The 25,182-nt window shown below is 45.4% G+C and carries 13 protein-coding genes; 1 reads left to right on the top strand and 12 read right to left on the bottom strand.

Translation table 11 applies throughout. From position 1 onward, the window contains the following. Nucleotides 1-5: 5 nt before the first annotated feature. From ACRD6K_RS07750 to ACRD6K_RS07735, 4 genes are all read right to left on the bottom strand, one after another. Complete coding sequence (locus ACRD6K_RS07750; protein WP_430972799.1) at nt 6-1,952, bottom strand: family 20 glycosylhydrolase; 1,947 nt, start codon at nt 1,950-1,952, stop codon at nt 6-8. Nucleotides 1,953-1,998: 46 nt separating this feature from the next. Further along, nucleotides 1,999-3,633, bottom strand: a complete 1,635-nt coding sequence (locus ACRD6K_RS07745) for a sialidase family protein (RefSeq protein WP_430972798.1) — start codon at nt 3,631-3,633, stop codon at nt 1,999-2,001. 120 nt (nt 3,634-3,753) lie between these two features. Then, the gene (locus tag ACRD6K_RS07740) at nt 3,754-5,244 is read right to left on the bottom strand and encodes a RagB/SusD family nutrient uptake outer membrane protein (protein WP_430972797.1); all 1,491 of its coding nucleotides are present in this window, start codon (nt 5,242-5,244) and stop codon (nt 3,754-3,756) included. A 12-nt stretch (nt 5,245-5,256) separates the two neighbouring features. Continuing rightward, nucleotides 5,257-8,499 carry a SusC/RagA family TonB-linked outer membrane protein gene (locus ACRD6K_RS07735; protein ID WP_430972796.1) on the bottom strand — a complete coding sequence of 1,081 codons (3,243 nt, stop codon included), beginning with the start codon at nt 8,497-8,499 and terminating at the stop codon, nt 5,257-5,259. A gap of 136 nt (nt 8,500-8,635) precedes the next feature. Here ACRD6K_RS07735 and ACRD6K_RS07730 point away from each other — a divergent pair, with 136 nt between their 5' ends. After that, entirely contained in the window at nt 8,636-9,382 is a 747-nt protein-coding gene (locus ACRD6K_RS07730; RefSeq protein ID WP_430972795.1) for a FadR/GntR family transcriptional regulator, read from the top strand. 135 nt (nt 9,383-9,517) lie between these two features. Here ACRD6K_RS07730 and ACRD6K_RS07725 read toward each other — a convergent pair whose 3' ends face one another. From ACRD6K_RS07725 to ACRD6K_RS07690, 8 genes are all read right to left on the bottom strand, one after another. Continuing rightward, a complete protein-coding gene (locus ACRD6K_RS07725; protein WP_430972794.1) occupies nt 9,518-10,693 on the bottom strand; it encodes an acyloxyacyl hydrolase in 1,176 nt (391 codons plus the stop codon). A 103-nt stretch (nt 10,694-10,796) separates the two neighbouring features. Then, nucleotides 10,797-13,232, bottom strand: coding sequence for a beta-galactosidase GalB (galB, locus tag ACRD6K_RS07720; RefSeq protein WP_430972793.1), 2,436 nt, complete (start codon nt 13,230-13,232; stop codon nt 10,797-10,799). Nucleotides 13,233-13,320: 88 nt separating this feature from the next. Then, nucleotides 13,321-16,377, bottom strand: coding sequence for a glycoside hydrolase family 2 TIM barrel-domain containing protein (locus ACRD6K_RS07715; RefSeq protein WP_430972792.1), 3,057 nt, complete (start codon nt 16,375-16,377; stop codon nt 13,321-13,323). Nucleotides 16,378-16,428: 51 nt separating this feature from the next. Further along, the gene (locus ACRD6K_RS07710) at nt 16,429-18,756 is read right to left on the bottom strand and encodes a beta-N-acetylhexosaminidase (RefSeq protein ID WP_430972791.1); all 2,328 of its coding nucleotides are present in this window, start codon (nt 18,754-18,756) and stop codon (nt 16,429-16,431) included. Between the two features lie 44 nt (nt 18,757-18,800). Next, a complete protein-coding gene (locus ACRD6K_RS07705) occupies nt 18,801-20,444 on the bottom strand; it encodes an arylsulfatase (protein ID WP_430972790.1) in 1,644 nt (547 codons plus the stop codon). A gap of 19 nt (nt 20,445-20,463) precedes the next feature. Continuing rightward, on the bottom strand, nt 20,464-22,503 hold the full coding sequence (locus tag ACRD6K_RS07700) for an alpha-L-fucosidase (RefSeq protein WP_430972789.1): 2,040 nt from the start codon (nt 22,501-22,503) through the stop codon (nt 20,464-20,466). A 19-nt stretch (nt 22,504-22,522) separates the two neighbouring features. Then, the gene (locus tag ACRD6K_RS07695; protein WP_430972788.1) at nt 22,523-24,076 is read right to left on the bottom strand and encodes a sulfatase family protein; all 1,554 of its coding nucleotides are present in this window, start codon (nt 24,074-24,076) and stop codon (nt 22,523-22,525) included. Between the two features lie 160 nt (nt 24,077-24,236). After that, nucleotides 24,237-25,103, bottom strand: coding sequence for a glycoside hydrolase family 16 protein (locus ACRD6K_RS07690; protein ID WP_430972787.1), 867 nt, complete (start codon nt 25,101-25,103; stop codon nt 24,237-24,239). Nucleotides 25,104-25,182 lie beyond the last annotated feature (79 nt).

The following is a 25,182-nucleotide window of genomic DNA, read 5'->3' as shown; positions in this document are numbered from 1 at the left end:
ATAAGCTACTGAAGCTTCGTATCCGTTGAAAATTTCAGTCCTTCCACTTCACGAACACCTTCTGCATTCTGGTGTACCGGAACAAAAGTGAACATCCTTTTCCAAGTATCCTTTTTCACCGGTATTTTCAGCAGCACTTCATTCCATCCTTTTTTCAGATTGATGGATTGCGGGTCTCTGAAAAAGTAATTTTCATCGGTGAAAGGAATTTCTTCCGTATTGCTTGCCAGTCCGGGTTTATTCCATTTGGGTGCGGCAATCAGTTCTCCGTTCAGCCATGCTTTCGGATGGGTATTGTGCCATTCCCCGTCTTCTGGAAATGGTCCTCCTCTGCGACCACCGGAGCGCGACCAATCGTGAAAACCAATCCAGGCACCAACCGTTTGATCTTTGGGCGACCAAATTTGAGTGTAGGCATAATAGGTTCCTTCTTCTTTGGGAAGATAAGACGGGTAACCGAAGAAGTGACTCAGGTGAATCGTTCCAACAATAAAGGGCCCTTGCCAGGAATAATTGACCGTATCAATCCGGTAAGTATCCTGCAGTTTTTCTTCAACCAGAAACTTCGCATCCACATCGCCTTGATTGGCGATCGGTCCTAAAACCTTCCATTCAATATTCGTTTGTTTCACATAGGGAAACGGTTTTCCAACAAAATACTGATCGCGGTGCTGAATCAACCGATCCTCAAAAGCACTGAATTCCTCTAACAATTCGCTTCCTTTTTCCGGCAACTTAGCCAGGTACTTTTCGCCAATTTTCTTTTTCTGTCCGGTCCACGACGTTTCGCTGTAAGTCAGTATTGAAGGATAAACCGGATTTTGTATTAAAATGTCGTATTCGTCGTTCACATTGTTGTCGTTCCAGCAACACAAAATGCCCCCCATTCGCAGCGAATCACCATGGGCTGCTCCGTTAATGCGCTCGAAATAGAGTTGGGAAATACCCGCCAACGGATCAAGATGGTTGACGTAATTTAACCGGCAGTCAATGTAGCGATGTCCCGGTTTGGGATGGCCGCCTGACGACCAAAGTTGGGTGATGGAAACGGAATCGCCCTCAATTTTTTGTCCTGGCCGCCAAACAATCAGTTCGCGCCCGTGGTGCTGGGTCACCCGCTCAAGAAGTGCCGGAAGTAACGTTGGCGAAGGTTCTTCATAACTGTGCCAAACCTCATCGGTTCCCAGGTGAATGTAGGGCATCACCTCTGCCGGAACCAGGCTGCACAGTTCATCAACCAGGTCGATTAATACCGGCTGCACCCGCGGATCGTTCATGGCTTCAAATCCCATGGCTTTGCGGAATGCGGCACTGTGCCCGGGTATGTCAAATTCAGGAATCAGTGTAATATGCCGTTCCTGACAGTAAGCCACTAATTCTTTAAAGTCGTCCTGGGTATAGTAGTTGCCTTTTTGGCGGGTCATGCTTTCTGCCGCGTTCAATTGGGGATAAATTTTGCTTTCCAAACGCCACCCCGGATTTTCGGTAACATGAAAATGAAAAACGTTAAACTTATACGCCGCCAGCACATCAATTTGCTCTTTGAGCATTTCCATGCTCTGGAAGTTTCGGCCCACATCCTGCATGAAGCCACGAATACGAAAAGCCGGCCAGTCGACAATATTGCAACCTGCAATAAGCTGTTTGCCCTTGTTGGAGTAAGTCAATTGACGCACTGTTTGAAGCCCCCGGTAAAGTCCTTGTTCGGTTACAGCTTCCAAAACAGCTGAGTCAGCTGTAATTTTTAAACGGTAAGCTTCTTCGACATTTCGAGGTACGCCCGGCAACTCATTCACCAAGCGCTGAATCAGCGACTCGTTATTTTCTAGCTGAAAAACCTCGTCCTTCCAACTCAGCTCCTGTGGTTGTGGAATTAAGGCAGGGCGAGCAAAATCTGCTCCCTGCCGGGTGCAATTCCACAGGCCTGCTACCAACAGTAGCAGGCCAATCATTCTAATTCTTTTCAACAGACAATTTCGATAAGCCATTGTCGTGTTATTATTTGGTCAGGTCTCCCAGTAACTCAGCTACCGGAATTTTCTGGAAATAAAGGTTTTTTACGCCTTCGTATAAAATGCCAATGGTTTTGTCATCAATCATGGTCATGCACGAATAGCCATAACCGCCCGCTTCGTTCAGTTCCAACTGGTATTTTTCAGGCCAGGTCATGCCCTCATCCAAACTGGTTTTGATGGTCATGTTGGTCCGTTGATTCTTGTTATTGGGGTTTGAAAAGAACAATACCCGTTGTTTCTTTCCATTCACGTTCAGATCAGCTGAAATGATGCTGGCCATACAATTTGATTCTGGCAAGGCAGAATTGGAAGTGGCATGAGCTGTCCATGTTTTTCCCAAGTCCGACGTTGTCGCAACTGCGCGTCCGTTGGTATCGCTTTTGTCTTTTCGGTTACGGTCATCGCGCATGTTCAGCATCAGGCTTCCATCCGTTAGCTGAACCACCTGCGCCTCGGTGGTGTTTGATTTGGCACCGGTTCCAATATGCCAGCTTTGGCCGCCATCCTGGCTGTATACAATGGTCGAGTGGCAGGAATACTGACCGCCATCAAGGGCTTTTTCGCCAATGTCGGCCTTGAATTGAGCCGGGAATACCAACGTACCATCTTCCAGCGTGATTCCTCTTCCGGGTCCTTGCAACAACAATTGCCAAGCCGGGTCTTTAATTTGTTCGGTAACATTGATCGGCTCTGACCAGGTCAGACCATCATCCGTACTTTTGGTCAAAACAAACTGGCCGGTCACTTCCGGACTCATGCCCGGTTTTGAAGCCCACCAAAGCATATCTTTCTCTGTTGCTCCGCTCATCCATAGTCCGGCAACCCAAAGCGTTCCGGTAGTATGATCATATAAAACACTGGGGTCACCAATTCCGTTGAGTCGTTCTGAACGTCCGCCCCACTCACCCATGTCCATGATTACACGCATGGGTTCCCAGCTTTGGCCACCATCCGTGCTGCGGCTCATGCCAACATCAATATTTTCCTGTAAGTCTTTGCTGTTGTTGTAACGGATGTCATAAACAGCAATTAATGTTCCTTCGTTGGTGGTCACCAATCCCGGAATTCGGTAAGTATCTGCCTGGTCTTGTCCTGCTGCACGCAGTTCTTTTGCCAGACGATAGGTGTGTGATGCAGCTGGTTGTACTTCCACTGTTTGGCCATTGCCAAACTGAAGTTCAACCCGTTGAATTTCTATTTCGGCCAATAAATCAGCCTCTTCTTTCACTTCTAAATTGAGGTTGAATGTTTGTTCTTCCTGGTTAAGTACAATTGATCCTTTTAACTCCGTCTTTTTGCTTGGTTTTTCAGTACGGGCAAATACACGATTATCTTCGCCGGTTTTAGTCGCAACAGCAACAGCGGCCAAGGATTTAACTTGTTTTTTTGAATCAAAGTAAACCGTAAGTCCTGTCAACTCCAGCGTGGCCTCTTGCTGTTTGTTTTTGACAACCACTTGAACTGCCTGAGCATTATCCTGACCGACAAACAGAGGAACCGATTTTTGAATCAATTCAACCGATATTGAATTGGATTCCTCAGCAGATACTTCGTAAGCTGAAGTTTTACAATAAGTAAAAAAAAGGCCTGCAACCAGTAAAAAAATCAATTGTTTCATTTCGTAAATTTTAAGTATTCCTGATGGATTAAGAGTAGAAACAGGAGAAGACAAAACTGCCCCCTCCTGTCTACTTGTAAAACTATAAAACTCTAATAAACCATCTATGAAAAGTTTCGATTAATAGCCCTCCGTTTGAGTTAATTCAGAATCGTCGGCTAACATACTTTCAGAAATTGAATAGTAAATTTTGTAAGCCTCTGATGCATCCAATGATTCTACCTCATCAAAGACATAGGTACCACCAGCGCGAACCAAATCCCACCAACGTTTACCTTCACCAACAAACTCTTTATAACGCTCATCCAAAATGGCTTTTGTATTTTGCTCTTTGGAACCACTTGTAAACTCGTTTCCAGCAAAATTTTCACCGTAAGCTCTTGCGCGCACGGCATTAATTTCAGCAGAAGGATCCTCGTTCAGGTTGTTTTTAGCTTCAGCAAGCAGAAGCAACACATCGGCATAGCGATACAAAGGCACATTGTTGTAACTCAAGCGAGATCCGTCTTCTCCAATAATTCCCAGAAATTTGTTCAATACAGCTCCCTGGTAACTGGGGTCGTCAGCTTGATACGGGATGTGCTCCGCACCATCACTGTAGAATCGAATAAACGTATTGCGACGCTGATCCTGTAGATCATCCAGCAAAAGCAAGGTTTTATCTGACGCACCATAACGACTCAAACCATTAACGACAAAGTCTTTCATCGGATTTCCGGTTTCATCATATAAATCAGCTACATCAATTTGCCGTGTTGTGAAGAGGTTTCCATAGAAGTTACTTGCCTGATCTTGTTGATAATCGATGCTGAAAATAAACTCATTATTCTCTTCATTGTTTTGTCCCCAAAGATTTTGGTAATCGACCAAACTAAAACCTGTAATTTGCGAGAGTGCTGCCTTGGCTTCGGTAAAGTCAGCAGTTCCACCACCTAAAACACTTCCTGACCACAAGTAAGCGTCACCTTTCAGTGCCAAGGTCGCTGCTTTTGACCAGTACACACTGCGACCAATCCAAAGACTGTTGTCGTTGCCAAAATATTCCAACGATTTGGCAATGTCAGCTTTAACTTGTTGCATCACTTCTTCTTTGGGTGAACGCGGCTTTTTAAGCAACTCCAAATTCACCTCCAACAAAGGCTCGGTGTTGATTGGCACATCACCCCAGGCTTTCAACATGGTATAATAAACCTGTGCACGTAAACCATAAACCTGTCCCAGCATGTGATTTTTCTCCGCTTCATCGGCAAATTCCACATTAGGGGCATTTTGAATGAAATCGTTGATGTAGTGCAACAATCCATAAAAATTGGACCAGTTCGAGAAAAAGACGAGTGTAGAACTAATATTATTGGCAATTAAGTCAATATCATTCGGAGAGTTGGCAAAGGTATTTCCTCCCCAAACATCAGAACGAACTTCGCCCATTTGCCATTGTGTAAACGTATAGTTTCGGTAACTGGCATAAATACCAGTGTGTGCAGCCCTTACGGCTTCTTCTGACTCCCAGAAGCCATTGTAGGTTAATTCACTCTCAGGCTTCAGTTCCAGATCACAAGCGCTAAACAGCGCTGTGACTAGAAATAGTATGGTATATAATTTTATTTTCATTGTAGAATCGGGTTAAAAGGTTGCGTTTAATCCAAAAGTTATTGTCCGTGGTAAAGGGAAACGACCATAGTCAATTCCATCTCCTGATTCTTCCGGAGAACTTCCTGAGAATCCATTGAAATAAGCCAAGTTAGACCCGGTTACATAAAGGCGAAGGTTTTGAAAAACGTTTCTCAGCAACTCCTGGTTGAAATCGTAACTTAGAGTAACTTCGCGCAAAGCCAGGTAATCTCCTTTTTCCCACATTCTGGAGCTACTGCTGGTCATTGATCCCTGGTCTCCACCAGCAGCCAAGTGGTTCCGTTGACGGTCAACCAAGGTAAAGATTGGAATGTTGGACGTTGGATTCTCGGTCGTCCAGGAATCGCGGATTTCCAATGGTCCGTTTTGGTTACCCTGTGTTTGAGCAATCCCTTTTACCCGACGTCCGTTGATGATGTAGTGTCCAACAGCAAAGTCGGTTTTCACAAACAAGCTGAAGTTTTTATAGCTAAAATCAGAGGTTAAACCACCTGTAAACTTCGGTGTTCTACGTCCAATGACCACGCGGTCCAGGTTGTTAATTACGTTGTCTCCATTCAGGTCTTTCCAACGAGTGTCTCCGAGGAAACGCGTATCTTTCTGAGTTGCAAACTCAACAACTCGCCCAGCATGTTCATCAATGTCAGCCTGCGTTTGATAGACGCCATCAAACACATAAGCCGTAATCACATCGTAGCCCACGCGCTCACCTTCCTGCAATCCACCAACATATTGTGTTCCACCAGTAGCCGCATCATAAATCTCAGTTCCTCCCTGACGGTTCTTATCCACGCCATTTTCAGGTAATTGCTGAGCAAAGTTACGTACGCGGTAATAAGTTAGTCCCAGGTTCCAGTTAAAATCATTGGTTTTAACAACATCTGCATTCACCTGCAATTCAAGTCCTTTATTTCGAAGTGTTCCATTATTGGTTCTAATTCCAGAAAAACCAGTCCACAGCGGCAAGGTCAGGTCAGCCAGTTTATCTTCCACGTCACGGATGAAGTAATCGCCAATCACGGTTACACGGTTTTCAAACAAGCCTAAATCCAACCCCATGTTAAAGGTTGTTGAGCGTTCCCATTTGAGGTCAAGTAATGGCAACTGGGTATTCCGATAGCCTGCCTGCGTATCATAAACAGGAGATAAACCATAAGTTCCAAACACACCGAAGTTACTTAAAATATCGATGTTACCGTTTACCCCATAACTCAAGCGAGGCTTAACTTTTGAGACATACCGCTTTACTTCAGAACGACTGAAGAAATCTTCATTATGGATGTTCCATCCGGCAGAAACCCCCGGGAAGAAACCATATTTGTTATTTCCTAAGCGAGAGGTTCCGTCATAACGGAAGGTGAAACCGAACAGGTATTTGTAATCAAAATCGTAGTTTACCTGTCCAAACAAAGAGGCAATTTCGTAACCAGTGCGACTGGACGAAGGAACACCATTGGCTTCAGCACCTACATTCATGGTATAGATCAGATCAGTAGGCGAAAGACGGGTGGCCGCATTGAAAGAAAAATAGCTTTCTTCAAAATATTCCGTACCAACCAACGCACTAATATTATGGCTATCCTGAATGGTTTTCTTATAATTTAGCAAAGCTGTTAACTGATTCCGCAATGTTCTACGATGAGAAGCTGAAGAAACACGCTCAGTATTCAAGCTTCCGGAGTTCAAATAAGCTTTGTTGAATGACTCGTTGGAATTGTTGATGGCAAAGTGACTACCTCGTGCCGTCAAAGTAAAATCGTTTAAGAATTTGTAATCCAACTGAACAGAACCTGTCAAGCGCTGCTCCAGGTTGTAACGAATAAATTTGTCCTGATAATAAAGTGGGTTACCAAAACCTAAATACGTTCCGGGTTGGTACTCGTCCGACAAGCTTCCATCCGGATTGTTGTTGTAAATACGTGAAGTAGGCGCTAAACCAGCTGTCCGTTGAAAGAGGTTATACTCGCTATCAAACGGCAGGTTTTGGTTGGAGTGTGCATAAATAAAGTTCGAAGTAACTTTAAGGGCCTCACTCAATTTGTATGAAGCATTGAAGGTACCTGAATAACGTTTGAAAGCTGATCCGAATACCAATCCTTTGTCATCCATGAAACCAAGCCCCAGGTAATAAGTTCCTTTATCATTACCTCCGTCAAACGACAAACTGTAATCCTGCGCATGGCTGTTTTGGTAAAACAGCTCATTCATTTTGTTTTCCTGGAAAATCAAAGTCGTTCCCGGGTTAACAGGATCTTCAATGGTTTGCCATCCTTCATAATCCAACAAATAACGATTGTCATCCGACAATACCATGGTGGTATAAATCGAGTTAGTGGTGTTGTTTCCAGTTGCGGCAGCATGTGCGCCGGTTAAGAATACATCCAACCAATTATACCCCATTACATCTTGCGCTGCACGAACAGCCAAACGGTTAAATTTCACATAGTCGGCAGCACCCAAATATTTCATCGGATCTTCACGACGCTCGTTGCTGGTGAATTTTGCCCGGAAATTAATACTTGATTTACCGGCTTTTCCTTTTTTAGTAGTAATTAAAATTACTCCATTGGCTGCACGAGCCCCATAAATAGCAGTAGAAGCCGCATCTTTCAACACCTCCATGGATTCAATATCATCCGAGTTCAGTGCATAAAAAGATCCCGGTACACCATCGACCAGCACTAAGGGAGTCCCAGATCCCGAAAAGCTGGTTCCACCACGAACCACCAAGCTTGGTGTTGATCCCGGCTGACCGGTCGTTTGTGTTACCTTCAAACCGGCAATGGTACCTTGCAGGGCTGTTGCCGCATTTGAGCGAGGTGCACTTTCCAGTACTTTCGTATCAAGTTTTGCAATTGAAGTTGTCATTTCCGCACGCGACTGAGTAGAATACCCTGTCACAACAACTTCGTTCAAGGCGGTGGTTTCTGTTGCCATCACCACATTAATTACGTCTAACCCAGTAATGCTAATGATCTGTCTTTCGAAACCAATCATTGAAAACTGAAGTTTGTCAGATTCCTCTGGTACTTCCAACAAGTAATTTCCATCAAAATCACTCACTGTACCAATTGTCGTTCCCGGAACCAGGATAGTTGCGCCAGGTAATGGTTCACCTGTGGCTTCCTCCGTAATCGTACCGGAAATGCTACGCTGGGCAAAAGTAAAGCTACTTGCCAGCACCAATGCCATCAACAAGCAAATTGAGAGCATTTTTTCTTTCATCTTTCCCATTAGTTTTAGTTTTTCGTTTTGAATATTTCGCATTATGTAGGACATAATGCGAAACAAATATAAAGATTACTTTTTTTATTCCAAATATTTTTGGAAATTTGTTGACTTATGTTATACATTGACTAAAACGCTAGCTATGAGCACTGATGATAAAACCTTACTAGGCACTGTAGATACAAGAAGTCTGGTGGATAAAGTGGAGATGAATTTGATTGAATTCTTCATCAAAAAGAAATTACAACCCGGGGATGTCATCCCTAAAGAAATGGAGTTGGCCTCAACGATGGGAGTTAGCCGAACAGTGATCCGAGAATCACTTAACCGCCTGAAAACCATGGGGATGATCGAATCCAAAAAACATAAAGGAACGATTATTAAAAGCCCCAGCATTACGACAATTCTTCAAAAATCAATGATCCCACATATTCTGGATATCAGTACCCTTAAAAACGCCTTTGAAATGCGTTTGATTATGGAGGTTGGCATTGCTGACTTTGTGTTTCAACGCAAAACAGAAAATGATATTAAGGAGTTAGAAGAGATTGTAGACCAGGAACCCGAACAAAGTAGAGATATTATGTTTGATGTCGACCATGAGATCCGTTTTCATGGTAAACTTTATGAAATGACCCGGAACGAATCACTAATCACCTTTCAATCCATTCTTTATCCGGTCTTTCGATATGTATATGACAGCGGCTTGATTGATAAACCAACTGATAATGTTCAGTATGTTTCTCACAAAGGCTTGGTGAAAGTTCTTAAAGAAGGTACTGCTGATGAGTTTCGCAATGCTATGCGTCAACATTTGGAGAATCACTTTCAGCGCATTCTCAAAGTTGAGCAGGAATTAGAAGCACAACGCAGAGCTGAAAAGGAGTAATTACTACTTCAAACAAGGTATTTTAAGAATTAACAAAAAAAGTCCCGAAGACTTATTGCCTTCGGGACTTTTTTATTGCTTAAGGATTCGTAATCAACTTATTCCGATTCTCAATTTCGCTAAAAAGACTTCAGTTCACCAACTATATGGCGTAAATACAACACCGGTTTCAATCCAGTCGGCACTGGCACCACGCCGGGTTTTTAATCCCAACTGAAGTTTCACATGCTTTGTCCAGTCAAAACGCAAAGCAGGCCGCAAGAACAAGGGATCTTTCCCTCTATCATCCGAAAGGTAAGTTCCTGCCTCCAGCAGGATAGCCAACCGCCAGAAGTGGAAAGCTGCACCACCATGAATTCCCCATAAATTCTGATCTTTTGACTCCGGGTATTTCGGTTTCAGGCTTTCATCTCTAAAATAATCCAGCCCAGCTAAAAATGAAATCATGGTATTGTACCGATATTCATAATCCAACACCAAAGAATAAGCCGGGTAGCGATTAACCCCCACAATACCATCTTCGGCATAGTTTTGTACCGTCCCCATGGCTGCATAAAATGAAAGGTTATTCGCATCAATCCGCTCATTGGGTTGTTTGCTGGTTCTTTTCCGGCGCGCATCAACCACCGTTGTCGGATAAAGCCCGGGATCAACTTGCTTTTGCAACCGATTGTAATGATAACGCAGCCCAAGATTCAGACCCAGCATGTTCAGCCCCCAATTCGGAACAAAGGTTCTTCCATTGGAAAAGTGACTGAGGTCGAGCCCATAAGTTAAATCGAGCTCACGGGTAAGCTGATAAGAAAAACCAGCATGCAAATTGAAATACACCGCAATGCGCGATCCAATGGCGTCGTTGAGCGGGTTGGTTGCTTCATTGTAAGGATTCAGGTTATAGGTTAGTCCGAGTGAAGGGCTTATTTCGAATACATTACGCCGATGCGGTTTACCGGTCTGAAAGTTCATCCAACCAAACACAGCATTTGGGTTTCCAAAAATATCTGCATTCCCAATATTTCCGCTGTAAAACCCAACACCATAACTTGGCTGCCCATATTTAGCAGACCATACCGTTTCATTATCCGACTGCCATCCCAAACGCAGTTCGCCGGAACCGTAACCGTTTTCAAGGAACTGACCCAAGGTTTCACCACCATACAAATGCGATCCACTATGCCCTCTAATTTCTATGGTTCTGAATTTATTGGACTGTGCCTTCAACACTCCCGTACTCAAAAACAAAAGTGCGAACAGCATCCAAACTCCCTTACTCAAACTCAACCTCATTAATCCCTCCTTATTATCAATCAATTGCTCCCTCGTTTAATTTATTCGATCAGATTCTTCCTACGGAAAAAATAACGAACAAGTTTAGTTGGTTCATTACTTTTCCCGTTCAGCAAGAATTAAGTTTTTATTCAGCCTTGATCATGAAGGTTGCAGGTTTCAATCCTTTACCCTTCACTTTCAGTGAAATTTCGCCGGTTTGATCTTTCAACGACTGCAGCGTTACCACCAGCTTTCCGCTAAAAGTTTTCATGGTTGGCAGATGAAATAGCTCCAGCGAAGTAGCATCGCCGTTGCAAACTGCCCGGAACTCCCCTGCTCCACTCATACTAAAGTTCAGCTGATTCGTGGCATTCGGACAAGGATTGCCGTTTCGGTCAACAACGGTTACCGTCACATAGCTCAGGTCTTTTCCATCGGCGTCAATCACCGTCCGGTCAGCTTCCAACTCGAGATGATGCGGTTTTCCTGCCGTGTGAATCTCCTTTTCAGCAACCGGATTACCAGCCTTGTCAAAAGCAACTACTTTTAAGGTGCCCGGCTCATAACGAACATCCATCCACATCAACCGGTAACGGTGCTGGTTACTTTCCCGGCTTTTGTACTGAATGCCCTGGCTCACCCCGTTGACAAAAAGCTCGGCACTGTCGTAGTTGGTGTAAACAAACACAGGTGTTACTTCGCCTTCGCGGCCTTCCCAGTTCCAGTGTGGAAGTACATGTAGGGTTTCATCCTTTGTGTTCCAGCGACTGCGATAAAGGTAATAGCGATCTTTGGGGAGTCCGGCCAAATCACAAATTCCAAAATAGGAACTGCGCGAAGGCCACATTTCGTCATAAGGAGTTGGCTCGCCCAGGTAATCAAATCCGGTCCAGACAAACTCACCAATCACCCAGGGTTTGTCATCCTGCAGTACAAAATCATCGTCTGGAACATTGGACCAGCTACAGGCTTCCAGATCATAGGAGGAACACTGAAGGTCATCGTAGGTTTTATTTTTGGCTTGTACTACCGGAAATTTGTAAATGCCCCGCGAGCTAACAGTTGATGCCGTTTCCGATCCAAGAATTAATCCTTGCGGAAAACGCTCATAAGCTTCTTCATACAGGTGTACCCGGTAATTCAGTCCCGGAATATCCATCACCGCTCCAAAGCCACTTTTCATCGTGGCATTTACCTGATCCATACCCACAGTAACCGGTCGGGTCGGGTCTTCGCGGTGAAAAATATCCTGCAACCACCGAGCTCTTTTCACGCCCACGCTGCCATGTTGATCCGGCACTTCGTTACCCGAACTCCACATCACAATACTTGGGTGATTGCGGGTCGCATGTACCAGATTGATCACATCCTTTTCAGCCCACTCGTCAAAAAAGCGGTTGTAGCCATTCTGTACCTTGGGCTTAGCCCATTCGTCAAAGCTCTCGGCCAAAAACAAAAAGCCCATCTCATCACAAAGCTCCAGTTGTTCCATCGATGGCATGTTGTGCGAAGAACGGATGGCATTGCAGCCCATATCTTTCAAAATCGTTAACTGGCGACGCAAAGCGGCCGTATTCACAGCAGCTCCCAAAGGCCCCAGATCGTGATGCAGACACACGCCTTTAAACTTGGTTGACTCTCCATTCAGCAAAAAGCCATGTTCAGCCGTATAGCTGATTTCACGCACGCCAAAGCGAATCGTTTCTGCATCTTTTAGGTCATCACCTTGATAAAGCTTGAGTTCGGCATGGTATAAATTCGGGTGTTCCGGCCCCCATAGTTGTGGAGACAGAATCCCCAGGTTCAATTCAATTTCATCGCCAAACTGCTGCGAAGATGAATTGGAGGCAATTACCTTACCTGCTGCATCTTTAATCTGCGCTTCAACCCGAACGTCCTTTCCATTCACCCGCGATTGAATCCGTACCTTAGCCTGATCGTCAGAAATAAACGGAGTAGTAATAAAAGTTCCCCAGTGCTTAAAGCTCACCTGATCCTTAACAATCAACTGGACCTTCCGATATAAGCCGGCTCCGGGATACCAGCGCGAAGCAAACGGACGGTTTTCCAACCGAACAGCTACCAGGTTCTCTCCTTCCTTCTTCAAATATTTCGTGATATCAAAATAGAAGTAGCTGTACCCGTATGGGCGCTCACCTACTTTCTGACCATTGACATACACCTGAGCTTCGCTCATGGCACCATCAAAAACCAACAAAGCCTTTTTATCCGAAGTTAAATCAGGCACAGTAAATGTTTTTCGGTACCAGCCCACACCAATATGTGGCAACGCACCAGTTCTTCCGGTCTTTTCGGTAGCCACCTTTTCATTGTTTTGGGTAATCAAAACAGTTTGCTTATCCACCTCCGGGTCAAACGGGCCGTAAATCGCCCAGTCATGCGGAACCGATACGGTTTGCCATCCCTCGGTTGACAAGCCCGGACGTTCAGCTCCGGAAACATCTTCCCGAGTAAATTGCCAGTCATCCTCCAACAAATAGACTTGCCGGGCAGGATCATCAGCCGCACAAAACACAAGCCAGCAGGCGAGTCCAAGGATCAAGTGATTTATCAATTTCATATTTCGTTTTTTTGAATCCACTAATATAAAACGGAAACAGGAGCTATTCAAAAAATGAGCTCCTGTTTCTATCTTAAGTTATTTACATTTAAAGAGCGGGCTGAACCGTAAATTTAAATGAATAATCTTTTACCTCAACCTCGTACTGGGGCAATACACCCGGACCACAGGTTGCGGTTCCAACACCGGTTTGTTCGGCATCCAAATGAATGGTCACCTTTCCGGTGCGGTACAATTCGTTAATATGTTTGGCCTTTTCGATGACCTCATCGGCATAAGGACGAACACTAAACTGGAACAGTTTCTCCGAGTCAAAAGCCAAACCTTTTCCGGCTTTGTTTGCCAGGTTCATCCAACGGGTATCGGTTCGGTTACCAGTAGCCTGCGGAACCACATAATAGTGGAACATGCGCTCGGCAGTTGTTTGGTAAATACCAATGCGTCCCGACTGCTTCCGGTCAGCTTGTGTTTCATGGTCGCCACGGCCCAGGTAATTCACCTGGTTGTAGCTGTCCTGCATTTCAAAAGTCAGTCCAACGCGGGCAAAGGTTTTCACCAGGGTATCTACTGGAGACAGTTGTGTTTCAATGCTGAGTTTTCCAGCTTTATCCAAAGAATAAACAAACGTTACATCTCCTACTTTTTGGTCTTTTCCATTGGTCAACTCCACAACGGCTGTTCCGCCTTTCGAGTTCGTTTTTACTGAACGGGCAGTCTGCTTCAACTGATTGATTCCAGCCGCTTTCCATAAGCGCGCACTTTTCCAATCCCGGTTGTCGTTCTCCGTAATCGGACGATACAGGCTTAAAACAACAGGCGATGCCAGCATTTCTTCGCCATTCACCGTGTATGATTTTAAGGCACCGGTTCCCTCGTCAATTTGAATAGCTACTTTTGCATCGCTCTTAACGGTGCTCTTCTTTTTGAATGATTGTTCTGCAATTACAAATTGGTCGTAAGCCACCTCAGGAAGTTCGTCGCTCCAGCTTGGTTGCTCATTGGGTGTCCAGCTTAAATCCAGGTAAGCCTCACCAATCTGCTTTGGAAGCTTCACTTTGCCCAAGCTAACTGTAACCAGTTCCTGAGGAGCAGCCTCAATCACCTGGCTTCCCGTTTCAATAACTTGTCCATCTTCACCCGTAACTTTCCAATTCAGCGTATAGGCATTCAGGTTCGTAAAATCAAACCAGTTTTTAACCGAAATAGTCAGGTTTTCCGGATCAACCAACGAACTTTTGATATTCTGATACACCTTCTTTACCTCATACAAATGCGGATGTGGCTCGCGGGCTGCATTGATCAAGCCATTGGCACAGAAACTTCCGAAACTGGGAACATTATCGGGACCATAATCGCCGCCGTAAGACCAGTACCATTTACCATTTTCATCCACTTCGCGGAAGGTTTGATCCACCCAATCCCAGATGCAACCTCCTTGCGCCATTGGCTCGCTTTCGAACACATCCCAGTAGTCCTGCAAACCACCAACGCTGTTTCCCATGGCATGTACATACTCGCATAAAATAAACGGGCGGTAGATATCATCACGCGAAACGTATTTCTTAATGTCATCCACGCTGCGGTACATGCGGCAATAAATGTCGGTATTGTAGTTTTCCTCGGCACGTTCGTATTGAACCAAGCGCGAAGAATCAGCAGCTTTTAGCCAGTCGTAAGTGCGCTCAAAATTGATTCCATTACCAGCTTCATTACCCAACGACCAAATGACAATGGCCGGATGGTTTTTAGACCGATGAAACATGCGCTGAACACGATCCATGTGAGCAGGCAACCAGGTAGAATCCTTCGCCAAAGAAGCTGGTCCGTAGCCCATTCCGTGCGACTCGATATTGGCTTCATCAATCATGTAAAGACCGTATTGGTTACACAGTTCGTACCAGTACGGATGCGTTGGATAGTGCGAATTACGTACTGTGTTAATGTTGTGCTGTTTCATCAACAGAACATCCTGCAACATCAGTTCCTTGCTCACCGTGCGTCCTTTTTGTGAGTGCTCATGACGGTTCACCCCTTTCACCAAAATCGGTTTCCCGTTCACACAAAATTGTCCGTTCTTAATTTCCGATGTACGGAAACCAATCTGGCGTCCTGTCAGGTGCTCGTCCCCTTTCGCAGTTTCCAGTTCCAACACCAATTGGTACAAGTAAGGATTTTCGGCACTCCAGGCATTCACCTTCGAAATCACTTGATCTTTCAACTGGTAATTTCCTTTTCCTTCGGAAAACTCGCCGGCAACTTTTCCGGAGAATACCATTTTGTTTTGCTGATCCAACAACTGATATTTCAGAACTGGCTTGTCTTCTGAAACGCCATCAACCAACACATCCAGACCGAAAATACCATCCTGATAGTTCTCCTTCTCCAACGAAGCCGTTACGGTATAGTCTGCAATATGTGCTTTCGGCGTGCTGTACAAATACACATCCCGCTCAATGCCACTCAGGCGCCAGAAGTCCTGACACTCCAGGTACGATCCGGCACTCCAGCGGTAAACTTCAACAGCCAAAGTATTGTCACCTTCCGTCAGGTAGTCAGTAATGTCCCATTCTGAAGGCGTTTTTGAACCTTGGTTGTAGCCAACCAGCTCGCCATTCACCCATACATAGTAAAAGGAAATTACCCCTTCCAAACACAGCACCACGCGTCGTCCATCCCAGTTTTCGGGCACGGTAAACGTCCGACGGTATGAACCAACTTCGTTCTCCGCGTAAGGCACCAAGGGAGGATTCTTCTTAAAATTGAACAGCTCGTGATCAAATTCATAACGCTCATTCACATAAATAGCCGTTCCATATCCCTGCCGTTCCCAGTTTCCGGGCACCTGAATGTCAGCCCATCCTCCGGTATAAAAATCAGGTTGGTAAAAATCTTTTGGCCGGTTATCCGGATTTTTCACCCAATGGAATTTCCAGGTTCCGTTCAAACTTTGGTAGTAAGGCGATGTTTCATACTCGCCCGACAAAGCAGACTCTTTGTTTTGATAAGGCCACACGTAACTGTGTGGTGCCAATTTGTTGAGTCCAACAGCATACTGACTTTGCCACTCCGGCAATTCCTGCGCTGCAAGCGGGAACAAAGCCATTCCCAGCAAACATCCCAATAATAAAAAGCTTAGTTTCTTCATTCTTTATTCTCTGGTTAATAATTACAAATTCAATGGTTTTGATGAAGCCGCTTAGTTCACGATCAACTCATCAAAATACATCCAGGTCGCTTGCCCTTCCCGTGTATGCCCAACAGGACAGCGCCCCGGGTTTTCAGCCTCCACTTTCAGGTAACGACCACTCACATTCAGCGCTCCAAAGTCAAGGTCTTTTATTTGGGTTCCACGCTCGAAAATGCTTGTTTCCGACTCGGTAATTTCTGCTACCTGTCGGAAATTTGTATGATCATCCGAAACCGACAAGCGTAAAACTGCCGGGCGGTGCACTCCCATTCCAAAGTTGGATACCGTACCCAGCTGAACAGCTGAAATCGCTTGTTTTTCTTGCAGGTCAACCACAAAGCTGGCATCCTGATTGTACCAGCCAGCCCATTCAAAATCGCTGTGCCGATCGCTGCCACGAACTCCGTTAGTCAGCACATAAGCACGTGCATTTTCAGTAATTACCGGACAAGCGGTTGCTTTATTCTTCAGCAGATCCAAGGTCAGGGTTTTTCCCATTTGCTCGCCGGCACAAAAGGTAGCCGCCTGAATCATCGTAGCCGTTTCCACCTGAATGGTGTCGGTATACAGCATGGATGTAGCCTTTGGTACTGAACCGTCAGTGGTATAACGAATCTCCACATCAGGACGAATGCAGCTTAAAGCAACCTGCAAGTTTCCGTCAACCGGCTGTACCAAATGATCGAGGTTGTACATGGATCTGGCATAAGTTATTCCTTTCTGATCCATGTGAGTCAGGTAGTTGTCCAGGCCGGGCAAAAATCCTGCCCAGTCTTTTGTTCCTTTCGCCGACCAAGCCACTTCAGCCAGCGCAGCCAAACGTGGAAAAACTAAATATTCAACATCTTCGGGGGTACTGCAGAACTCGGTCCACAGCGAACCCTGAACGCCCATTAGCAAGCTATCAATACCTTCCTCCCAATCGGGCTGAACCGGTTCGTAGTCATAAACATCTTTCAGGGTGTTGTTACCAAAATAGGTTAATGGTTCAAACCACTGCGGTCCCTGATAACGAATCAGGTAAAGTTTCCGGGCAGGGGTCATCACAAAACGATGTCCTTTCCGGGCAGCTTTCAAAGCGGCATAGCCATACCCACGCCAGCCAAAAATAATGGCATCTTCCGGAATTTCACTATTCGTCAACTCATCCCAGCCCATTACTTCTTTGCCTTTACTTTGCACGTAACGGCTCATCCGTTTCATGAAGTAACTTTGCAGTTCTTCTTCATTCGGAATTTTTTCAGCCTTCATGCGAGCCTGACAATCGGGGCACTTTTCCCAGTATGTTTTAACAGCTTCATCTCCTCCAAGATGAATGTATTGCGAAGGAAACAACTCAGCAACCTCATCAATAACGTCTTCCAGAAAGTGAAAAACCGATTCTTTTCCGGCGCAATAAATAATTTGCGTGTTCTTTCCACCTCCACCCGGCAGTACATGAATATTTTGATCAACTACAGAACAAGCCAACTCGGGATAAGCTGCCAGTGAGGAATTGGTATGAGCCGGCATCTCAATTTCCGGAATCACTTCCACCTGACGATCCTGCGCATAAGCAATAATTTCCCGGATATCATCCTGGGTATAAAAACCACCCACCGTTGCTTCTTCTCCCGGCTTAGCATTGGGACGCGCCGGAAAAGGCTCGTTGCGGGCTACCCGCCAAGCTCCAACGTCAGTCAGCTTGGGGTATTTTTTAATTTCAATCCGCCACCCATTATCATCAACCAAATGAAAATGCAGCTTATTCATCTTCAGCATGGCCATGCCATCAATCATCTTCAAAACGGTTTCCTTGGGAATGAAATAGCGGGAAACATCCAGCATCAACCCGCGATAGCCAAAACGCGGCGTATCGGTAATGCTGACCGCCGGAATGGTCCATCCCGACTGGCTGCTATTTGTGCCCTCAATAGTGGCAGGCAGCAACAAACGAAGCGTTTGTGTGCCATAAAAGAAGCCTTCCTTGCTGCTGGCTTCAAGCCGAATTTGCCGGGGATTTACCTCCAACCGATAAGCTTCGCCTTCCAGGCTTGAATCCGTTGCAAACACAATAGCGGCTTCCGGATTATTTTGCTCAATTTCCGGTTTGAATCCGGCGGCTACTTCCACCAAATCAAAAAATTGTCCGGCCACCTTTTGTTGGTCTTCATTTTCAACACTGCAGCTGGTTTTAGCTGAAAACTGAAAATGTCCTTCTTGCTTTTCCAGTGAAACCGGAGCGGGTATAATTGCCGTTTCTTCCGTTGCCGGTTTATCACTACTGCAGGCAAAAAACTGCAAAACAATAGCCAAACCACACAGCTTTGCCATCCGGTTCAAGTGAATTAATCTCATATCTTTTCTCTTAGTTTAAACAAAAACTATTTTGCTTGTTCTACTTAATTAATAGCCGGCGGTCCCAGGTCACTTTTTACCCGGACTCCCCAGCCCCGTCCATCCAGTGGATAAACCTGATTTTCCCGGGCCCATTGCTCCCATAATTGTTGCAACTCGTTGGCTTTTCCAGCTTGTTCTTCAATCAGGTCATGCATCTCTGTCGGATCAACAGTCAAATCATACAATTCCCAGTTTCCCTCATAGGGAGGCTGTGGGTTTCTTTTGCGCACCAGCTTCCAGTTGTCCTCAATGACTGCGCAGTTTGCTTCGTGCTCAAAGAAAAGTGGCTCGCGCGAAAAGACATCGCCGTTCATAGCTGGCACTAAACTTTTGCCCGGAAGCGGGTGGATAGCTGTTCCTTCAAACGATTTTGGATAATCAGCTCCTGCCAATTCTGCCAGGGTTGGCATCAAATCAATCACATGGGCCACTTGCTTGGTAACTGTACCTTTGGCTTTGATTTGTTCGGGCCAGTGCATCACCAAAGGGGTTGAAATGCCACCCTGATGCACAAAACTTTTATATTCGCGGAAAGGCGTATTGCTTACATTAGCCCAGTTAGTTCGGTAACTCTGCGCCGGTTCTTCATTCCCCAGCTGAGGCAAATCATCCAGGGTCAGATTGCCGCCTTGGTATTCGGCACAACCACCGTTGTCACTCAAAAATATAATCAGCGTATTGTCCAGTTCGCCATTCTCTTTCAAGGTCTGAATGATCTGTCCGATTCCCTGGTCCATCCGATCTATCTGAGCAGCATATACTGCCATGCGGGCGTCCCAAATCTGCTTTTCCTCTTCTGTCAGGCTTTCCCATTCCCGCACGTGCGCATCACGCTCAGTGAGTGTCCAGTTTTCATCCACAATTCCCAGAGCTTTCAAACGTTCAAAACGTTGCTCGCGGTTTTTATCCCAACCATTTATAAACTGCCCCCGGTATTTGGCAATATCCTCCTGCAAGGCGTGCAACGGGCGATGCGGCGCATAGTATGCCACATAGGTGAAAAAGGGTTTCTCCTTTTGGGTATTAAAATGATGCATTAGAAAAGACACCGTTGAGTCGGTCACTGCCTGAGTCAGGTAGAAATCATCCGGTAGTGCTACCCGATCATTTCCATAGGTCATGGTTGGGGTGGTGAAATAACTTCCACCTCCAGTCAAATGTCCGTAAAAACGGTCGAATCCGCGCTGAAGCGGCCAGTTATGCTTCGGCCCGTCTGCTTCCATAAACGGATCGTAGGTCAGGTGCCATTTCCCCGTCATGTAACAAGCGTAATCCGCTTGCTTAAGCACCTGAGCCATTCTCACGCATTGCTTATTTAAGTCACCGGTATATCCCGGACTTCCAAGGTTTGAAGCAGTCATCCAGCCCATGCCTGTTTGGTGCGCATACAAACCAGTCATCAGTGAAGCCCGCGTTGGACAGCAGCGACCTGTATTGTAGGCCTGAGCAAACACGACACCATCACTGGCCAGCTTATCAATGTTGGGCGTTTGGATACCTGAGCCCATAAAACCAAGATCAGAATACCCCATGTCATCTGCCATAATGAGCAAAACATTGGGGCGTTCGGGGGTGCTTTTCTCCGGTGTTGGGGTGCAGCTTAACGCCATCACCCCAACTGAGAAAATGCTAATCTTTTTCAGCATTGCTTATGTTGTATTTTTGTTATTTGGAAATCACATCCAGCTCGGCAATACCCAGCACACGTTGCCCATCGGCAGCAGCTCTGGTTGCAAACTTCAAGAATCGGCTGGTAACCTTTTTGCCCAAATCAATAGTTTGAGTAATCGGATTATTCCGGATATTAGAAAAATCACCGCTTGCTAATTCGGTCCAGTTCTCGCCATCCTCGCTGATCGAAATTTGGTAGTTTAGAGCGATTCCGCGTGACCAACGTGCCTGATCCGGCAAGTAAGTCAAGCCGGAAAAAGCAATTGCTTCGCCAAAATCAACCACCACTTCCTTCACATTGTTCGCGCTAACCCAGCTGGTATAGGGTTTACCATCAAACAAAGGCAGTTTAGTCGCATCGGTACCAACAACAGTCCATTGCTTTTTCGATAAGCCAAACATTTGTTCGCCCACCTCACCATGATTGTCGCCACTGTAAACAATGGCTTTTACGGTTACTTTTCCGTCATTCAAAAACGGTTCAGTATAGGGCTCTGATTGACGGGAAGGTGCGGAGCCGTCTGTGGTATAAAAAACTTCACCAAATTTCTCGGGAGAGTGAATACTCACCATCCCCTGCTGATCGCGACGAATCGTAGGTTCGGCCAAGAGTATGGGTGCATTGTACGCCGATACTTTGGTAATCATTGCCGGAGCCAGCGATTCTTCAAAGGTTATCCGTAGCTTTTGCGTGGTAATGGGCAGGAAGCGCAAAATCCGTTTGTAGCCAATAGTTGTTTCGCGCGCCAGTTCTTTCCAGCTTCCATCCTCCAAATAGTCAACACGGAAAGCTTTCACCCGCTGTCCTTCAGGAATGTACTCCTGCAGCAACAAGCGATTCAGAGTTAGGGATTTTCTGAAATCAATTTCCAAATAACTATCCTCTCCGGCAGCCTGCCAGTAAGAATCGTAATTGTTGTCAAACGCCTTTTTCAGTTTCTTCTTGTTGTTTGAAGAAAACTGACATTTGGAGTTAACCAGGTCTTCTTTAAAATCCTGATCCAGTTGACGCTTCCATTGCAACAAACGCAAGGAGTCAATCGGATGGATCAATCCACGCTTATCGGGGCTTAAATTGAGTAACAACAGGCTGTTGCGGCCAACACTTTCGTAGTAAATATCCATTAAACGAGGCAGCGATTTCACCTGATGATCTTCCGCAGCATGGTAGTACCAGCCCGGACGCACCGAGACATCGGTTTCTGAAGGCAACCAGCGTGAGCCATCTTCGTGTCCCTCATTCAACTGAGCCGGAAAGCTCTTGTCTTTACTAAACTGATCGTTCGGACGCAAGGTGCTCCAGTGTGTTTTTGCAGCGTGTCCCTCTTCATTGCCTACCCAACGGATGTCGGGCAAACCACCACCATGCACAATGCAATTGGGTTGCAATTCGCGCACCAAACCAATAAATCCTTGCCAGTCGTAATAATCTTTGCTGATGCTCCGGTTATGCAGTGAGTCGGTTCCGTAATAGCCACGTCCACCATTGGCCCCATCAAACCAAATTTCAAAGATATCACCGTAGTTGGTCAGCAGTTCTGTCAGCTGATTTTTGAAGTATTCGTTGTATCCGGGCTTTCCATAATCGGGATGGTTACAATCCCAGGGCGAAAGGTAGAGCCCCATTTTCAATCCATACTCCTGACAAGCATCGGCAAATTCGCGGACCACATCACCTTGCCCGTTTTTCCAAGGCGAATTTTTCACGCTGTACTCGGTGTATGCCGAAGGCCACAAACAAAAACCATCATGGTGTTTGGCCGTTAAAATGACTCCTTCCATTCCGGCATCTTTACAGATTTTCACCCACTGGCGGCAATCCAGATCGCTGGGATTAAACAGTTCCGGAGATTCGTTACCATACCCCCACTCCATATCGGTGAAGGTATTTATGCTAAAGTGAATGAAAGCAATGGTTTCAAACTTTTGCCATTCCATCTGTTCTTCAGTAGGCTTTGGCAATTTATTTTGAGCAATGGCACCTGCCTGCCAGTTAACAAGCAGGGCCATTAGTAGTATTAATCTTAGTTTCATGAGTAGTCGAGTATCAATATTATTGCTGAGTTAGAATGGGATCCTCGTATTGCTCCTGCAATTTCTGAAGTTCCACTTTCAGTTTATCAGCCAATTCCTCGTATTCTGCTTTTCCGTAGAGGTTATTCATTTCGCTTGGGTCATTTTCCAAATCGTACAACTCCCACTCATCAATGTCGTTGTAAAAATGAATCAATTTATACCGATCTGTGCGGATACCATAGTGACGTTTTACCGCATGCTCTCCCGGATATTCGTAGTAATGGTAGTACAAGCCATCGCGCCACTCGGCTGTTTGCCCGCCGTCAACCAGAGACACCAAAGATTCGCCTTGGATATCTTCCGGAATGGCAACCCCTGCCAGATCAAGGAAGGTAGGCGCATAATCGATATTTTGTACCAGCTCATCAACTTTAATCTTGGCTTCATACCCTTTTGGGAAACGCATTAGCAAAGGTGTACGGAAGGATTCTTCGTACATGAAACGCTTGTCAAACCAGCCATGCTCTCCCATGTAGAAACCTTGATCTGAGGTATAAACCACCAAGGTATTTTCTGCCAATCCGTTATCATCCAAATATTTCAACAAACGACCTACATTATCATCCAGAGACTTCACACAAGCCAGGTAATCCTGCATATAGCGGTTGTACTTCCACTCTGCCAGCTCTTTCCCGCTTAAGTTACGGGCTTTGAAATCTTCAATAATCGGATCGTACACAGCATCCCAGGCTGCACGCTGCTCATCAGTCATGCGCGAATAAGCCCCTTTCTCGTAGTAAGAACGGTAGGGTGATTTAATATCGCCTTCCTCATCCAGCATTTTTAAATCATACACCACATCCATGTCGTTGATGATACTCATTTCCTGTCCGGCAGCTGCTGTTCTTCCTTCGTAATCATCATAAAAATTGTCGGGCAGCGGGAATTTTTGGTCTTTGAATTCATTCAGGTATTTTGTTGGTGGCATCCACACCCGGTGCACCGCTTTATGATGAACCAGCAAACAAAATGGTTTGTCTTTATCCCGTTGATCCAACCAATCCGTGCTAAAGTCGGTAATCACGTCCGTCACATAACCATCATAACGGGTAGTGCCATTTTCATCAATGAAATCCGGATTGTAATAGCTTCCCTGTCCGGGTAAGATGTTCCAGTGATCAAAGCCGGTAGGCTGACTTCTCAGGTGCCATTTCCCAATCAAAGCCGTTTCATAACCGGCCTGCTGCAATAGCTTAGGAAATGTTTGCTGATTCCCGTCGAAAGTGTCCGAGTTATCACGCTGACCATTGGCATGGCTATGTTTTCCGGTTAACATGACCGCCCGGCTGGGGGCACAAATGGAGTTGGCAACGAAACTGTTGGTGAAAGTCACCCCTTCGTTGGCAATCCGATCCAGACCAGGTGTTTGAATGAAACGATTATCATAGGCGCTCAACGTTTGAAACGAATGATCATCGGTCATGATAAAGATAATATTCGGCTTTTCAGGCTTTTCCTCCTTAGGAGCCGAAGAAGTACATCCGGCAGCAAAAGAAGCTAAGCCACATGCTAGTAGTAAATTACGATTCATAGGATTTTATATTAGTTTTTGTTATTGAATTTTCTCACCGGGCCAGGGCCATTGGTTCTTTCAGTTCTTATAATTTGCAACTGTCATCCTTGGTCAACAAACCTAATAAATATCAGGCATAAGCTCCAATGGCTCTGTTAAATGATTTCATCCGATTGAATTAGTTTTCGCCGGCATCCTCTTTTACCTCCCAAACTTTCACATAGTCAATGGCCATTTCGTAAGGAAAACCGCTGGTATCGGTAACATTTCCGGGCCAGAAATACACGCCGGAAGTTCCTTTATCGGCACAAGCATAATTCAGGATGATATAAAAATCGGTTTCAAACGGCCAACGATTTCCATTTCGGTTATCTTTTTTATAAGTCAGGGTCGTTTCGCCATTCACCTGAAATTCAATTAAGTTCTCCGACTTAATGATTCCATAAGTATTGTAGTCGTTTAAGTCGATTTTTGCGGTGACACTTGGAGCTGGTTTCAACTCTTTTCCTTCAGTTTCTGATTGATGAATAACCTGGTAAACGAAAGCATCGGTATTCAAATGCTCCATCACATCAATCTCGCCACAATCGGGCCAACCATTGTAGACAGGATTTTCAGGCATCAGCCAAATAGCCGGCCAGGCTCCTTTGCCCGAGCGCGTGAATTTAGCCCTTACTTCAAGCTTTCCGTTTTTCATGCTGTACTTTCCTTTCGACTGGATGGCACCGGTTTCGGGAAGATCAGTCTCCTCATTCCATCGGGCCCGCATGTGCAAAGCACCATCTTTTACTTCAGCCAGCGAAGCATCATTGGGAACAACGTATTTATTCCAGGCTGATGCCCAAGGCTGGGTTTGGTAACTGGCCCAATTTTGAGCATTGTAGGCCGTACCTTCAAAGTTATCCTCAAAGACTAACTCCCACTCCAATTCCGCATCCTTATTCTCTTCTTCCGGAACTACTGCAGACTCGCTGTCTTTGCTACACCCTAGTGAGACGAATAGCAATAAAGCCAGTCCCAGAAATAATCTTACATTTTTTTTCATGAATTTTGATTTCGTAAAGTTGGCAATAATCCCGGCTTGCTTTTCAAGGCTGATTATTGCCAACTCCTGTTATGGTTTT

Source organism: Sunxiuqinia rutila, from assembly GCF_050589705.1.
Classification (GTDB): Bacteria; Bacteroidota; Bacteroidia; order Bacteroidales; family Prolixibacteraceae; genus Sunxiuqinia; species Sunxiuqinia rutila.
Note: the sequence above shows the minus strand (reverse complement) of the source record. Positions and strands in the feature narration are given on the sequence as shown.